This window comes from Kangiella sp. M94 (genome assembly GCF_054926195.1).
On the sequence record NZ_CM142903.1, the window covers coordinates 1,199,968 to 1,214,804 of the forward strand.

Consider the following 14,837-nt stretch of genomic DNA (forward strand, 5'->3'; position numbering starts at 1 on the left):
ACCTGGCTTAGTGCTATTCAGCTTTAACACTCCAGCTAAGTAAGGAACCTGTTGCGTTTAACTTTTGGTCAGATACTTTAAGAGTCCAAGTACCTTTTATATCTATTTCACTCTTAAATTCTATATTCCATATTTCGTCTCGGTTATAACTACCTGGATTACTCAAATTATAATGCTTACCAGATGGGGCTATTAATTGAACAGCTATGTCAGACTCAGAAACATGGGATATGGTGGCTCTCACTTCAATTCCATGAGCCAAGTGACTATTTGCAATATTGATATTGGATGAAACGCCATAGCCCTTATTGTCGGGGATATTATAATCATTATCATTGCGATACTCTGTACCTGAACTCTGACTCACCGTTATATTTACTGTAGATGAGCTAGAGTTATCTGAGCTGTCAGTCACACTAGCAGTAATTAAATGCTGACCAAGTGATAAATTAACCATTATCTCAGAACCGCTTCCAAGAGCTCCGTCAATGCTTGACTCCCATAGAATGTTTTCTAATAACCCATCTTCATTATCAATGGCTTCGGCCATTAAAATGATATTTATATTGCTTGCGTAGTTATCACCATCTTCTGGAGCCAATATTTGAATGCTGGGAGCTGTATCTATTTTTTCTTCAATGTTAATAACGATGTTGGCGTTAGCTGTTAGCACTCCATCGCTAATGGTATAAGAAAAACTCATCTCGCCGACATATGACGAGTCAGACACATATTTAATTTTATTGTTTTCTATTGTCGCCTCACCGTAATCAGGCTGTGTGACACCAATAATATTAAGAACATCTCCATTTGAGTCAGAATCATTCTGCAATACATCCAGGGTGATCATTCCACCTTGTATTACACTTGCCGAATCATTCTCTGCAATTGGAGCAACATTAGTATCTTCAACTGCTACAGCAACTGTGGCTGTTGACTGAGCCTTTCCATCACTAATAGTGTAAGTGAATGAATCATTACCAACATAGTCAGTATCTGGAGTGTAAATGATATTATTACCAGAAGCTTCAGCTGTTCCTGAGCTAGGGTCAGCAATTGACGTGATGGTTAATGTATCGTTATCAGGATCTTCATCATTACTTAACACATCAATGCTCGCTGATTGATTAACTTGCGTTATTGCAGAATCATCATGAGCGATTGGAGGTGAGTTAGTTTGGTTTACGGTTACAAAGACACTTGCAGTAGACTCATTGCCGTTGCCATCGGTGACTGTATAAGAAAATATGTCTTCACCCATAAAATCTAGAGCTGGAGTATATTCAACTTGTCCACTGCTTATAGTTGCATCACCATTGGAAGGAGAGCTTACAGAAACAATACTCAGTGGATCATTCTCAGGATCAGTATCATTTTCTAATACAGGGATAGTGACTGTAGTATTGGTAAGAGTAGAAGCATAATCATCATTTGCTACTGGCGGGTAATTAATACTGTCACTAACTATATTAATTAGTACATTAGCTTCAGAATAGCCCCCCTTCGTATCGGTAATGGTGTATTTAAAACCATCAAAGCCCATAGAGTCAGCATAGGCTGTATAAACAGCTTTATTATCAACAAACTCAAGAGTTCCTTCATTGGGAAGCGTGTACTCTACAACATAAACATTATCACCATCAGGATCGGAGTCATTTGCAACAATGTCGAGTGTAGTTTCAACACCAGCATTGACTGTATATTCATCATCATTCGCCACTGGGGGTGAATTAGAAACTGCTCCAACGTTTAACGTTGCAACTGCACTGTCAGTTCCATCTTTTGCTATGTTGGTTTCTGGGTCAACATCAATTATCGTATATTGAAAAGAGTCTTGCCCTTCAAATCCATCATTAGCCTTATAAACGATAATATTGCCATAATTAGTGACCGTCCCATTCTGAGGGGAGGTGGTCTCTGTAATATATAAGTTATCGCCATCTGGGTCAGAGTCGTTTTCAAGAACCGTTAACTGAGACTCACCGTTGACAGGTATTGCATAAGTATCATCATTAGCAACAGGCGGTAAATTATTCGTAACTGAAACGGTAATAGTTCCTATATCACTACCACGTTTCCAAACATTATTTTTAGGGTAAACGTCTAATATTTCATAGGTAAAAACATCATCACCCATAAATCCTTCATTCGGAGTGTAGTGCACTGAATTGCCAACAATCTCAGCAACACCATTTTGGGGTTGAGTAACAGAGTTCACCTTAATCAAGTCGCCATCGGCATCTATATCATTTGATGCAGCATTGATGTTAATTGAGGAACCATTTGAAGCGGTAAAGTCATCAATGGCTTCAGGAGCGTTGTTGGGGCCATCTTCACATCCAGCGAAATCCCAACAGTTTATGACTTCCGTAGCTCCAATATTATCTAACTTTAGGAAGCCTTTTGATTCCCCGCTAGAGTGTATTAGTAGGTTCTCTAGAATCAGTGCAGACTCAAATCCGTGACTAGTTATATCTCCTGCAGAAAGAGTGGTCTCCAGTGTGTTTAAACCAGCCGAGAGTTCCGTAGGATTACTTCCCAAAAGCGCAATGTCTATATTATCTTCAGTCCTAATACTGAATGAATAGCCATATGTGCCCGCAGTAACGGAATCAATCTCAAAAAAAAACCTCATTCCCTCGAAAATATTATTGTTATCTTCATCGATATACTCATATCTGTACCCACCGGAGTACTCAAGCTCATCTCGTTCCCATTCATCAAAGTTATATGCAGCAGTATCTTTTAAATTGTCAAAATGTTTATAGTATCTTCCATTTCGATCAATTCTTACGAGCTCAAGATTAAATTGCCCTGAATATCCAATTTTCCTAATGTCAAAGCCTTTGAACTTTAGCTGAAACTGATTGTCGCCGAATGTTATTTTTTCTGTAGACTCAAGATACTCTGTACCAACTTTAAGTTTCCCATAAATATAATAGTAATCATTTTCTTCGAACGTGCCGTTGAACGGGAATGTTAAGATAAGCTCATCTTTTAATCCGTCTGAATCTAGATCAGTTGTACTCTCAACATAGTCTGGACTGATATCAGTAGTAATAGTTTTCACATTGAATGTTTTTGCCAACCGACCTTGAAATTGCTCGCCAATTGAGTTTGTTCCTTGATATTCCGCTACTAAGTTGTACATTCCAGGGTTTTCTAACAATACAAAAGTAGTATATAAACCATCATCTGGATGAATATCGTTATTTTCGCCATCATCAACTGCTGTTTTGCTATAAATCTCTTGACCATCTTTCGATATAGAAAAATTGACAGTACCACTTGTAAAATGAGAACTCCCTTCAATCAAATAGAGTGACAGTGGGATATGTTTATCTGTACTTATTAAATTTGAAGCATCACCGACATAAAGCTTGGATGATATATTTGAACCTTCAAATAAAACTGTAATTGGTATTGGAGCTGAACCAGAATGAGTCCCAGTTACAATATATTCACCAGCTACACCGCCTTGCATGAAATCTATAAACCAGCTTTTGATCGGGAATACTAGCGCGGATATCCCATTATCCGCTTCATTAATCAAATATGAAACGTCATGCGTAGAAGCATTCGTTTCTGTGATGCTCTGGCCTGATGGGGTCGTTATTGAAATATTATCAGTGTTAAAATCACTGGTGTTGGCAATAAATAACTTGATGCTTGTATTGCTAGGTGCAATAAATGTATATGTGAAAGTATCTCCGCTTATAGTAGCTTTGTCATTTATCTGAAGAGGTGTAAGAACAGAAGTGCCGCTTATAGCTACATGACTAATAAAAATCTGAATAATTAAAATTAAATATTTCATTGGGTAACTCTCCATTCCAGTACACCGTTTAGTGCTTCCTCAAGAACGATATCCTGTCCTCCGGATTTAATATCGTCCAATACCTCCTGCCTATAAGCAATTGAAATATGGTTGCTTATTGTATTTATGTGCTTATCAGACTCGGGGATTTGAGAACTTTCTAGTGAGACAACTCCGTCATTTGGTTGATTTTCAGAGGTTTCTTTCTGTCTTGGGAATTTAAAAATATAGATACCATATAATGTCTGCACAGTTTGTACTTCTTCTCTGATATATTCTATATCTCTTACAATTTTGAAAAGGTGGTTATGAATATATTTCCCTCCAGGGAATAACTCAGACTCTCTATCATCATCTAACACATTCCAATTGCCGGTATTGTCGGCATTTCCACCAAGAGTTAGAAGTTTAATATCCCCACTAATAGGATATATACGGGAGAATAAAGTTGATAAGTCTGTCTGTAAATCACAAATATCAGGTATTAGACCAGTTACAAACTTCATCCCAAACATGTCAAAAGAACTCATTAGATCTGCTACCGAACTGCCTTTAAAAGGGGTGTCTAATGTTGCAAGGGAATTTATTTCAATCGGGTTTTCTACATCTAACGTTTGCATTTTCCCTACAGTAACCAAGGGTTTCTCTGCATTTAAGATATTAACGAGAGATTTAGCATCTAAGCCTGCTTTTGAGTGAACAATTAAATTAAACCTATGAGCGCCGTAATCGCTGGCTGCTGACTTTAATCCCTCCAATACATTTTCTGCATGCTTGTAATATGATAACTGTTCTACTTGATCTACATTGCATGATGAATATAGAACAGCGATAGCGTGGTCAATAATAAAGGCCGGTATACCATACTCATCCATAATTCTATTTTTGAAGCCAGAAGCTTCAAATGTACTAGGGCTGCCAAATAAACCAACATTTAAGGCAATTGGATCTACAACTTCGAATTCTAATATTACAAAATCAATTTCTGTAGCCCACGCTTTACACCCAACTTGCCCTGAGCTTAGTACCGTATTTTCATTTGCAACATCAATTTCTATCTCAAGTGTATTTCTAGCGAAGCCACTGGGTGTTGGTTCTGTAAGCAGGTTTAACTTATCAATACTTAGCTCAAACGTATTCCTACCTAAGTCCCACTTTTCATTACTGCCTCTTAAGACTCCTATTTTTTCTCCATTAAAATATACTTCATCTACTTCAGGTGCAATCTGATCATTGACTCCATCACCATCACAATCTCTAGGTGGAGAATAAGTATCTACATCAAATGCAGGAATATGAAGTTTAAATGTTTCAGATATGAGCCCATGTTGTTTCAATTTAGCAATATCTCCGACATACCTATAGATATCAAAATCAAATGTTAGTTCTGGAGTATTGTCATCGTTTCTTGTAACGTATTTATCATTGCCTGGGCCTACATCGACAACAATAAAAGTATCAGAAGGAATCCCTAGCTCAACATAGTCATTTGGGAAACTTCCGATATGACCTGGGAAAATTGAATCATCCAAATTCTCTGTCTTCTGAACTTCAAAGCTTGATAATTTTCGGTTTGGATCGTCTAAAGAAAAGCCTGTTGGTGAATAAAGTGTTATTGTTAATAAAAGCAAAAGCAGTAGTCTATTACTCATCCCTAATTTCCTTTATTATTTATTTGCTTACACGGTTAGTATAGGTATTAATCAAATTTATGCAAACCAATGCATATATGCATTGTTAGTACCCCTCAAGAATTACGCTCCTGTATAAGTGAAAAATTATAAGATTACATTACTCTAAATATAGAGTTAGAATTGTAAAATGTGCGATGACTCATAAATAACCGAAGGCGTTTGGGTATTAAAAGTTTCAGACCAAAAAAGGACACGGTCAGGATATTAAAATCATGGAGAATATCTTTTGAATAAGAGCTTGATAGTGCAGGTCTTAATATCCCTTCTCGTTGGAGCAGGGGTGTTTTATATATCGGCACCACATAGTTGGGGAGTTGGGATTGTCTTTCAAGAGATAATCTATGGAATAATATCGCTTGGAATTAGCCTTGCTATATTATTTCCTACAGTTATTTTATTATTTAAAGGTAGAAAAAAATATCCTTTCTCAATCCTCATATTCAGTATTATAGGTTGCTTACTCTTAGTTTATTTTTACCCGGCAAATTATAGATATTCAACTCCTTCTGAAGCAATTAGCAACGAGGTTGAAGCGCTTTTAATAGACAAAGGAATGCCATCAACCGTTGACTTCCAAGTTATACGTAGGAAGAAAGTACCTTTTGATATTTTTGCAGAGCATAATTGGGAGGTGGAAGTCTCAGGCAACAAAGCTGGGGAGTATTTGTACTTCTATTATATAGAACGCTTTGGAGAGGGTGAGTTGGTAACATATGGAGAAAGCAATTGGTCAAAACTTAATTAAGTTTAACGTTGATTTAAGGTGTGAGTTTAAAACAAGGAGATGAAAATGAAAGGCAAATACGAGATATTTCAAAGTAGTGCTAATAGTCAATACTATTTTCGGTTAAAGGCGTCTAATGGCGAGATTATATTAGCTAGCGAAGGGTATACGACTAAATCAAGTTGTCAGGGTGGGGTTGAATCAGTGAAAAAACACTCTCCAGACGATGATAACTATGTAAGAAAAGACTCCACAAATGAGCAATATTATTTTGTGCTGAGAGCTAAGAATTATGAAATCATAGGTCGAAGCGAAATGTATACAACCAAGGCCTCTAGAGATAATGGCATAGAATCTGTTAAGCGGTTTGGCCCAGATGCTGACGTTGTGGACTTAACTTAGCTTTTGACCTTATCCTTTGAAAAGACCCTAAGCTAATGCAATGGCAAACTAGCACTATATTAGTGCAATGTTGATAGTAATTGACCGTATGAGCATCATGGATGTTCGTACGGTTTAAGCTGTTATACAATAGTGTAAATTGCGACAGTGATTGAATTATGATCATCTATATTGATATGGACGGGGTTCTAGCAGATTACGATGCTGCATATGCTCAAATCAAGAAACAGCAGCCAGATGTAGCTTACCCCCAATCTTTACAAAAGTTCTTTGAAGACCTGGAGCCTATAGACGGTGCCATAAAAGCATTCTTCAGGCTGTGTGAGAAGAACGATGTGTATATCCTAACCGCCCCTTCTAATAGAAATCCTTTGAGCTATACCGAGAAGCGACTATGGGTTGAAAGGCACCTAGGCTTTGAGGCTACTGAACGACTAATTATCTGCTCTAATAAAGGACTCCTGAGAGGTGATATTCTGATTGATGATAATATCGACGGTAAAGGACAGGAAACGTTTGAGGGTAAAGTGCTACATTTTGGGAGCGAAGGCTTTCAAACTTGGTCTAATATTTTGAAGGAACTGGATTAACCTCTAGCTTCTACGATGAATATTTATTGCGTAATGCCATTCAAAACTAATAATGATGTTATTGAAGCAATATTCTACTAGTAAGATTAAGGAGATAGGTATGGCCAGGAAGGACTTGTGGAGCTTTACTGAGGGTAAAAGTTCAGTAACGATTGAGCTGGCTAAAGGATTAGAGCAAATGACAGGAATCAGCCTTGAGTACTGGATGAATCGTCAGAAGAAGTATGATGCATTTATGAGAAGTAGCATAAGGTAAGTTCTTGTTAGTAGCATGGCTATTTAAATCAAATAACTCGGTTCAATCCAAATATTTGAACATCTCACCCTTTTTTGTTTTAACAGTGACAAATTATGGTTTCATGAACAAATGAAATGTCATCCAACTGACTATACACATACATATTTTAAAGTAGTTTTCTTATATTCCTTCCAAATAAATACAAAAGTAAAATCTTGTAAGAAAATTACTTTAAAAACTTTCCTTCCGGACAGAGAAATCAAAGAGTTATAGCTTTATGGGTTAAATGAATTTATTTGAATGCCCACTTGAAAAAAGTATCTATAAATTATTGATTCATTAGCACTTCTGTCGCTCTTATGGTCTTTAAACGGCTTCTATGCGTTTGAGTTAAACGTCAAATGCTTCGATTATTGGGCATGGGCCTGTTTTTCTGCTGCGGCATTCTGTCGCCAGTTGCTGCAATGAGTTCCTGGCTTGTTTAAGTTCTGCTATTTGTTTATCGAGTGCTGTGACGCGTAAAGATGCAAGTTCATACGCTTTGTGTCGGTCATCGCTTGAGTCTAACGCGATTAACTCTTTGATCTCTGCCAGTGTGAATCCTGCGGCTTTGGCTTTGAGTATGAACTTAAGTTGCCTGAGGTCTTCGTCACCGTAACGACGAATTCCGCCTTCTTGGGGAGGAATCTTGAGTAAGCCTTTGCGTTGGTAAAACCTGATGGTTTCGACGCCAACGCCGCCCGCCTTTGCGAATTTGCCAATTGGTAACATGTGTCTTGACTCCGTACTATGGTACTGTATTTATACTATCACCATCTCAAAACAGGTACGAGGATAACTTATGACTGCTAAGCAAGAAAAGAAAGCTGTACTGTATCGAATGGTAATGGACAAACACGTGTGCCCATACGGGCTTAAAACCAAAGATCTTTTGCAGCGTGAAGGCTATGAGGTTGAAGATAACTGGTTAACGTCTCGAAACGAGACTGACGAGTTCAAGTCTAAACATGATGTATCCACCACTCCACAAACCTTTATCGAAGGAGATAGAATTGGTGGCTATGACGATGTTAGAGAGCACTTTGGTAAACCAGTAAAGTCTGAAGACGAAACCAGCTACCAGCCGGTTATTGCGCTATTTAGCATGACGTTTTTAATGGCAATAGGGGTAAGTATTGCAGTGTCTGATACAGCTCTGAATCTACAAGCATTGCATTGGTTTATAGCATTCAGTATGGCTATTTTGGCGCTGCTAAAACTACAGGATATCGAAAGCTTTTCCATCATGTTTCTTAACTATGATCTACTCGCTAAGCGATGGGTCCCCTACTCTTACATCTATCCCGTCGCGGAAGGTCTTGCTGGTGTATTGATGATAGGAGGGTTGCTGCCCTGGCTCTCTGCGCCGTTAGCATTCATTATCGGTTCAATAGGCGCAATATCAGTGTTTAAAGCTGTCTACATTGATAAACGAGAACTGAAATGCGCCTGCGTTGGCGGCTCCAGTAATGTCCCACTAGGCTTCATATCACTGACCGAAAACTTGATCATGATAGGCATGGGGATTTGGGTAGGATTAAGCGCTCTGGGAGTGACTTTAAGTTAGTCGCCTGAAACAGAAGTGCCAATCATTGACTGCACCATAACGGTGAATAGATGACTGGCATTTCTAATTCATTAGAACATTAATTTCTATGCGACCGAAAATGCTCCGCCCGATTAGCCATAGCAGTCATCAGATTTGCAGCTTGACTGGTTAGCGGATGTTGAGTGGAATCTTCTTGCGGAGAGATATAGTTCGCCATTTCGCGGACAATCTCTAACTGTCGCTCTGATCCTTCAGCTAGCAACGCTATGATTATGTTCTCCAGCGCAATCACACGAATCCGAAGGTGTACCAACTCAGCATTGGTCATTTCGGGAATCTCAACTGATTCACCGTCTTGATACGCAGCACCGCCCTCATTGTCCCATCTTGAAAGGTCCTCGTCCGATTTCAGAAATTCTTTTTCATCAGTTTTGGAACTTGAATTAGCCATCTGTGAAAACTCCTTGTAATAACTTTTGGTTAGCTCAGTATCCAATGTAGCTCGAAAAAAGCGAATTGTACAATGATCGTATGCATGAACCCATTGCAATGAAGTAGTTTAAGTGCGACAACGAACAGACGAACTTATTTTACAAGTGATAAGGGGATTGCTGCCTTGGCTATCTGCACTATAACGGTGAATAGGTGATAGGTATTTCTAATTAGTTAAAACAGTTAGTCTCGAATAAATTTAACCTGACCCCATTAATTTATTCTAAATAGCTGAGACTACCTTCTATGGTTGAAAAGTTATTGAGTTCCAATAATTTTTCCATTTGATATCTGGCTCTTCATTATACCTCTTGACGATAAGTAGAAGCGCTTTCCTTATATGTTTTTCCAAAGTATCTATGAACTCATGAGGTGGAATATTTTTACATTTCAACCCTTCTCCATGAACTATAGAGCTTCGACAGCTGTAAGCGCTTTTCATAAACTCCATAATTTCAGCTCTAGTCTCTGGACTATTACCAAGTAGCATTGCTGCACGATGACTCACCTTGTAACTAAGAGCACCTCTAGAGCCCGCCTCAGATCCAACAAAGATGGCTTCTGCAGAAATCATCAAGTCAACTATTTTATCCTCATAGTTGTCTCGAGTGATAGATTGAGAAAATCTCCTTATCGCAAAAGAAAGAAATTTTGGCTTGTCTGACAGGAAAACCCGATTAGTACTATCCCAAAACTGCTTGAAGTTGGACTCTTCTTCTAGGTTGAAATCCAAGGTGTTTTGGGGAAACCGTTTAACTGGTGTTTCAAAAGTATGACTAAAATTTTCATTAAAAATATTACTATCATACATAAAGGTACTAATGGGGGTTACTTCGCCTTTGCCAAAAGCTCTAAGAGAATTGATTATGCCATTTAACTCTTGGGTTTGATCTCCCATCAAATCCAAAAACGCTTGGTCATCACATCTACTGCCTAGGTATTTCTTTTCTGTAAACTTTTGTTGAACTGCATATCGAACAGGTTGAACTAAGCTTCTATCAAAGTTATTAGGATAAATGAGAACCCCTGATTCAAGTAAACGCAGTATTTGCTCCTCTGTCATCTTTATTATTGATAAGTTATCAGAAAGTTGAAATACGTTGCTTTCTTGAGAATAAGAGTTAATTGGAGTCAAATGAGTAATTTCAATAATCTCTGAATATAGGAACTCTTCTAACTTGTAGTAGGCATTAAGCGTTTCCTCTGAAGAAATTGATAGCTCAGATGATTTCCCTCTTAATACCTCCTTTGTGTGCCACAACATTAAGGTCTTAAGTTCCAATCTCGTTGAAGAAGCGCTTGTCCCAACTAAACTTTCTAATTGTTTACTAATGACAGTATCTTTTTTCAACTCTTCCACTAGTGTCTTATAAGTTAATGTATTCGCCTGCTTTGCATTTTCATAGGCTTTTAATATTGAGAAGTCCCACAAGAACTTTTTAGTTTGCACCCTTTGATATATATAGTCGTCGCTTTTGATCCATTCTTTCTCGGGCACAACAACAATATTGTTAAAACTAATAATTTGACTAATAAGTTCCGCCGAAAAATTTAATACAGCTATTTGCAAATTAGGATTTTTTACAGTTACTAGTTTTTCCATTGTCATTGTTGCTACCCTCGATACCATAATTAACGAATATCATCTCATTTTTTGAGTTTCAGTTCTCACGTATTATTTTAAAAGCAGTACTGGATTGCAAACGGCTGGTGTCCATTTGAGGTGTGTCATGAAGGTGTAGTGGCCGCGGGCCTGGCCCATGAGCATTATGGCTGGTGATATACCCTATTCCTTCATAGATTTATCAATAAGCTGAAGTACCTCTTTCATTGCTTCTGCGTGGCTATTGTATATCGAATCTCTTGAGAATATTGGAATATGCACATCTGGTTGAATTCCTTTGCCTTCCCAGTTTGCGCCATTTATATCTTTATAGACTTCGTTTGATAATCCTAACTGCCAGCCGTTGGGCAGGTTTTTATCAAGCACATCGGAAAAAGCGCCTCGCGTTACATCGCCAACGACTGTTACGTTGGGGAATGTTTTCATGGCCATGACAAAGTTTTCGGCTGCGCTTACGGTATGGTCGCTTGTCACTAAATAGACTTGTCCTTGATAGGGATGGCCAGCTTGTGCGGTTACTGTCATAACCTGCTGCGAATGTGGGAAGCCGTGCGCTTGCTTGGTATAAACGACCTTTTCTTTATCAGTAAAGTATCCAGCAAATAATAAGCTAAGCTCTTCATTGCCACCGCTATTGGTTGAAACATCGATGATCAATGCCTCAGTGTCTTTTAGCGTCACAAAGATTGTGTCCATGACTTTTTTTGCATTGTCGATCTCTTGTTGAATAGTGTTGTTTTCGCTGAATCCTCTCATGCCAAGAAAGTTGATATATCCTATATCACCGATAGTTCCCCATAATATCTGGTCATCATAATCTGAGTGGTACTGCCTGGTGAGCAGTTTATTGCGGATTGTTTCTTTATGCTGGCGATACCAATCTCTGCGAAATTCTCTGGCATTGGTAAATGCTGATTGATGATTAAATGCCCTATCAAGCTTGTTGCGCAGTACTTTTGACTGTCCAGCAGTATAGGTGAGCTCCTGCCCTTCTATTTCTGCAACTAAATACAAATGAGCATCATTAATATTCTTGAGCATTGAGGTAAGAACAGCAAAGAAAGCTCTATCTGTCATGCTTTCATGAATCTTAGTTTTGGCTGCCCTGACTCTTTCGCTCCAGTTGATTCCGTACAGCTCAAAGAACGCATAATGCTCGGACATAAGCTGGGTGAAATAGTCGAATGTTGCTTTCTTTGTTAAGTCTGATTGCGTTAAACAGATATCATCAATGTCTAAATTCAGTCTTCGGAATAAATAGTTAGTGGAATATTGGCTGTAAGAGGTTTGAAAAGTGTCATTATCCAGCTTTGCGAAATTTTGCGGCAGGTGCTCGGTCACTGGATAGTTGGGTAAGCAGTGCAAACCAGCTCGATCAAATACTGAAAGTCCTGAGTCGTCAATAGACACAAGATAGCCGTAACCTGGCACTTCCCATACTCCTTTGTAAAAGGAAATATTACTTTCAATTTCCTCTGAAAGTTCTGCTCTGTTGTTAGAGCACCCGGCTAGCACCAATCCCAATAGACCAAAAAATAACCACTGTTTCATTTGTAGGCTCCGATAAGTTGAAAAACAATCGAAACTTATCGTTTTTGCCGTGCTGGATCGTCCTATCCGTTAGGTTAGTATGTTTTTTTGCAAGATAATGTCTAAAATGTTGGAAAGATTACTGCGATGAACTAACAATAATGAATAATCTGGAACTAGGGTTCTTTGGCCTAACTGGCGGCTTAATGGGGTTAACGGCATTTTTAGCTATCCAAGCTTTGGCTAAGCCTCGCAAACAATATCACCTATTCCTGGCTGTGTTTTACGCAGCCATTTTTGTTACTTACTTTGACGATCTGATTTTCACGCTTGATCTCTGGAAGACCTATCCTTGGTTTACTAATGGGTATATTCCAGTGCTTTATATTATCCCTCCGGCCTACTATCTCTACATCAGAGGCTTAACGAAACCCGAAAAGATCATGGCTAAAAGTAAGAACATAGCGCATTTAACAGGGTTTATAATCAGCCTTGCATTATGCATACCCTATTTTCTTTTCGACCAAGAGCTTAAGTTACAGCGCCTATCTGCGGCTCCGGGAACCTTGGAGCACTTAGGCTACATTACCTGGGGACCAACAATAGCACTATTAATGGTCATCCCCTTTTCATTGTTTTACCTGGTATTGTGTTTCAGGCAAATCAAGCACCACGTAACCAATATTAAGCAGCTCTTCTCAAATATTGAAAACAAAGATTTATCGTGGATCAGATGGTCGCTCATTATCTTATTTGTTGCTTTGCTACTAAGCTTCCTGCAATTGTTCAATATCATCAATGTCATTCCAACCCAAGCTCAAAACCTATATTTTGCTGTGGCACAGTTTCTGTGGTTATCAAGCATCGGGGTGCTTTCAATTCAGCAAAAACCAATCTACACAAACAAGAATAAAGTTAACGATAAGTATGAACGTTCAAAATTAGATGAAGCAGAAGCCAATAAAATAGAACAACGTCTGAAACTATCCATGCAGGAAGAAAGGTTGTATCAAGAGCCTGACTTAACACTTCGTCAACTGTCTGATCATTTAGGCTTCTCAGCACATAAAATATCGCAAATATTGAATAGTCGAATGGGCAAAGGCTTTTATGACTATATCAACGCGCTGCGAATTCAAAGAGCGTGTGAGCTTATTAACCAGACCAACAAAACCATATTGGACATTGCGTACGAGGTTGGCTTTAACTCTCGCTCAACATTTAACAGCGCCTTTAAAAAACACACCGAGCAGACACCGTCGCAATTCAAAAAACAGCTTCAAACAAAGCGATAGAGACTTAACAAACACTTGATCTGGATTAAGTTTCTGGTCTTTTTTTGCTGTATTATTGTGCCTATAAACCTCTATTTTACTTAGATTATGCTTACTCATCTTGATGATAAGGGCCATGCTCACATGGTTGATGTGACGGATAAGGGTAACAGCTCGCGTGTGGCTGTTGCTGAGTCTGTGGTTAGTTTTAATCCTGAGACGTATCGGTTGTTGCTGGACGATGCTTTGCCGAAGGGTGATGTGTTCGCTACGGCGAGAATTGCGGGGATTCAGGCGGCTAAGAAGTGCAGCGATTTGATTCCTTTGTGCCATCCTTTGATGCTGACTTCGGTTAAAGTTGCTTTTGCTTTCAATGATGAGGAGCATCAGGTGACTATCGAGGCGATGTGTAAGGTTTCCGGGCAGACGGGAGTCGAAATGGAGGCTTTAACTGCGGCGTCGGTTGCAGCTTTAACGCTATACGATATGTGCAAGGCGGTGGATAAGGGGATCGTTATTGGCCCTACTCGCTTGCTGGAAAAGTCGGGTGGTAAATCGGGCCATTGGCAGGCCGAACAGTCTTAGGTAAAAACGGTCAACAGGCGAGTACATTATTATGATTAAGGTTTTATTCTTTGCGAAATATCGCGAGCAACTCAACACGGATTCGCTGCAGCTGGATGATGATTTTTCATCGGTTCAGTCGCTGATTGATGCCTTAAAAACGAAAGGCGATACCTGGCAGAAGGTGTTTTCTCAGCCCGGTTTGATGATTGCCGTTAATCAGCAGATGGCTAGAGTGAACAGTTCTCTAAGCGACGGGGATGAAGTCGCGTTTTTCCCTCCTGTTACAGGTGGTTAAAA

The 14,837-nt window shown here is 39.0% G+C and carries 14 protein-coding genes; 8 read left to right on the forward strand and 6 right to left on the reverse strand.

Features of this window, described 5'->3' with window-relative positions; genetic code table 11:
• Window positions 1–13: 13 nt before the first annotated feature.
• Together ACYTXU_RS05460 and ACYTXU_RS05465 are read right to left on the reverse strand one after the other, a co-directional pair.
• Window positions 14–3,817 (reverse strand): Ig-like domain-containing protein, encoded by a 3,804-nt coding sequence (locus ACYTXU_RS05460; RefSeq protein WP_462208955.1) that lies wholly within the window; start codon window positions 3,815–3,817, stop codon window positions 14–16.
• Window positions 3,814–5,469: a lipase family protein gene (locus ACYTXU_RS05465; protein WP_462208957.1), complete on the reverse strand. Its 1,656-nt coding sequence runs from the start codon at window positions 5,467–5,469 to the stop codon at window positions 3,814–3,816. Before ACYTXU_RS05465 ends, ACYTXU_RS05460 begins: the two co-directional genes overlap by 4 nt.
• A gap of 268 nt (window positions 5,470–5,737) precedes the next feature.
• On the opposite strand from ACYTXU_RS05465, the gene ACYTXU_RS05470 reads away from it, so the two are divergent.
• The 4 genes from ACYTXU_RS05470 to ACYTXU_RS05485 all read left to right on the forward strand — a co-directional run bounded on the left by ACYTXU_RS05470 (window position 5,738) and on the right by ACYTXU_RS05485 (window position 7,483).
• Complete coding sequence (locus ACYTXU_RS05470; RefSeq protein WP_462208959.1) at window positions 5,738–6,256, forward strand: hypothetical protein; 519 nt, start codon at window positions 5,738–5,740, stop codon at window positions 6,254–6,256.
• 45 nt (window positions 6,257–6,301) lie between these two features.
• Window positions 6,302–6,637 (forward strand): YegP family protein, encoded by a 336-nt coding sequence (locus tag ACYTXU_RS05475; protein ID WP_462208961.1) that lies wholly within the window; start codon window positions 6,302–6,304, stop codon window positions 6,635–6,637.
• A gap of 158 nt (window positions 6,638–6,795) precedes the next feature.
• On the forward strand, window positions 6,796–7,227 hold the full coding sequence (locus ACYTXU_RS05480) for a 5' nucleotidase, NT5C type (protein WP_462208963.1): 432 nt from the start codon (window positions 6,796–6,798) through the stop codon (window positions 7,225–7,227).
• A gap of 100 nt (window positions 7,228–7,327) precedes the next feature.
• On the forward strand, window positions 7,328–7,483 hold the full coding sequence (locus ACYTXU_RS05485) for a hypothetical protein (RefSeq protein ID WP_462208965.1): 156 nt from the start codon (window positions 7,328–7,330) through the stop codon (window positions 7,481–7,483).
• 372 nt (window positions 7,484–7,855) lie between these two features.
• Here the strand turns inward: ACYTXU_RS05485 and ACYTXU_RS05490 are convergent, their stop codons facing one another.
• Entirely contained in the window at window positions 7,856–8,236 is a 381-nt protein-coding gene (locus tag ACYTXU_RS05490) for a MerR family transcriptional regulator (RefSeq protein ID WP_462208966.1), read from the reverse strand.
• Between the two features lie 70 nt (window positions 8,237–8,306).
• On the opposite strand from ACYTXU_RS05490, the gene ACYTXU_RS05495 reads away from it, so the two are divergent.
• Window positions 8,307–9,071 (forward strand): MauE/DoxX family redox-associated membrane protein, encoded by a 765-nt coding sequence (locus tag ACYTXU_RS05495; RefSeq protein WP_462208968.1) that lies wholly within the window; start codon window positions 8,307–8,309, stop codon window positions 9,069–9,071.
• 79 nt (window positions 9,072–9,150) lie between these two features.
• On the opposite strand, the gene ACYTXU_RS05500 is transcribed toward ACYTXU_RS05495, so the two are convergent.
• The 3 genes from ACYTXU_RS05500 to ACYTXU_RS05510 all read right to left on the reverse strand — a co-directional run bounded on the left by ACYTXU_RS05500 (window position 9,151) and on the right by ACYTXU_RS05510 (window position 12,720).
• Window positions 9,151–9,504, reverse strand: a complete 354-nt coding sequence (locus ACYTXU_RS05500) for a hypothetical protein (protein ID WP_462208969.1) — start codon at window positions 9,502–9,504, stop codon at window positions 9,151–9,153.
• A gap of 285 nt (window positions 9,505–9,789) precedes the next feature.
• Window positions 9,790–11,154, reverse strand: coding sequence for a hypothetical protein (locus tag ACYTXU_RS05505; RefSeq protein WP_462208971.1), 1,365 nt, complete (start codon window positions 11,152–11,154; stop codon window positions 9,790–9,792).
• A gap of 177 nt (window positions 11,155–11,331) precedes the next feature.
• On the reverse strand, window positions 11,332–12,720 hold the full coding sequence (locus ACYTXU_RS05510) for a S41 family peptidase (RefSeq protein WP_462208973.1): 1,389 nt from the start codon (window positions 12,718–12,720) through the stop codon (window positions 11,332–11,334).
• Window positions 12,721–12,860: 140 nt separating this feature from the next.
• Here ACYTXU_RS05510 and ACYTXU_RS05515 point away from each other — a divergent pair, with 140 nt between their 5' ends.
• From ACYTXU_RS05515 to moaD, 3 genes are all read left to right on the forward strand, one after another.
• Complete coding sequence (locus ACYTXU_RS05515) at window positions 12,861–13,994, forward strand: helix-turn-helix domain-containing protein (protein ID WP_462208974.1); 1,134 nt, start codon at window positions 12,861–12,863, stop codon at window positions 13,992–13,994.
• An 87-nt stretch (window positions 13,995–14,081) separates the two neighbouring features.
• Window positions 14,082–14,558, forward strand: coding sequence for a cyclic pyranopterin monophosphate synthase MoaC (moaC, locus tag ACYTXU_RS05520; RefSeq protein ID WP_462208976.1), 477 nt, complete (start codon window positions 14,082–14,084; stop codon window positions 14,556–14,558).
• Window positions 14,559–14,589: 31 nt separating this feature from the next.
• Window positions 14,590–14,835 carry a molybdopterin synthase sulfur carrier subunit gene (gene moaD, locus ACYTXU_RS05525; RefSeq protein WP_462208978.1) on the forward strand — a complete coding sequence of 82 codons (246 nt, stop codon included), beginning with the start codon at window positions 14,590–14,592 and terminating at the stop codon, window positions 14,833–14,835.
• Window positions 14,836–14,837 lie beyond the last annotated feature (2 nt).

Bases quoted from the DNA above. Each gene is read 5' to 3' on its own strand.
- ACYTXU_RS05460 (WP_462208955.1), bottom strand. From the start codon at position 3,817: ATGAAATATTTAATTTTAATTATTCAGATTTTTATTAGTCATGTAGCT.
- ACYTXU_RS05465 (WP_462208957.1), bottom strand. From the start codon at position 5,469: ATGAGTAATAGACTACTGCTTTTGCTTTTATTAACAATAACACTTTAT.
- ACYTXU_RS05475 (WP_462208961.1), top strand. From the start codon at position 6,302: ATGAAAGGCAAATACGAGATATTTCAAAGTAGTGCTAATAGTCAATAC.
- ACYTXU_RS05480 (WP_462208963.1), top strand. From the start codon at position 6,796: ATGATCATCTATATTGATATGGACGGGGTTCTAGCAGATTACGATGCT.
- ACYTXU_RS05485 (WP_462208965.1), top strand. From the start codon at position 7,328: ATGGCCAGGAAGGACTTGTGGAGCTTTACTGAGGGTAAAAGTTCAGTA.
- ACYTXU_RS05490 (WP_462208966.1), bottom strand. From the start codon at position 8,236: ATGTTACCAATTGGCAAATTCGCAAAGGCGGGCGGCGTTGGCGTCGAA.
- ACYTXU_RS05495 (WP_462208968.1), top strand. From the start codon at position 8,307: ATGACTGCTAAGCAAGAAAAGAAAGCTGTACTGTATCGAATGGTAATG.
- ACYTXU_RS05500 (WP_462208969.1), bottom strand. From the start codon at position 9,504: ATGGCTAATTCAAGTTCCAAAACTGATGAAAAAGAATTTCTGAAATCG.
- ACYTXU_RS05505 (WP_462208971.1), bottom strand. From the start codon at position 11,154: ATGACAATGGAAAAACTAGTAACTGTAAAAAATCCTAATTTGCAAATA.
- ACYTXU_RS05510 (WP_462208973.1), bottom strand. From the start codon at position 12,720: ATGAAACAGTGGTTATTTTTTGGTCTATTGGGATTGGTGCTAGCCGGG.
- ACYTXU_RS05515 (WP_462208974.1), top strand. From the start codon at position 12,861: ATGAATAATCTGGAACTAGGGTTCTTTGGCCTAACTGGCGGCTTAATG.
- moaC (WP_462208976.1), top strand. From the start codon at position 14,082: ATGCTTACTCATCTTGATGATAAGGGCCATGCTCACATGGTTGATGTG.
- moaD (WP_462208978.1), top strand. From the start codon at position 14,590: ATGATTAAGGTTTTATTCTTTGCGAAATATCGCGAGCAACTCAACACG.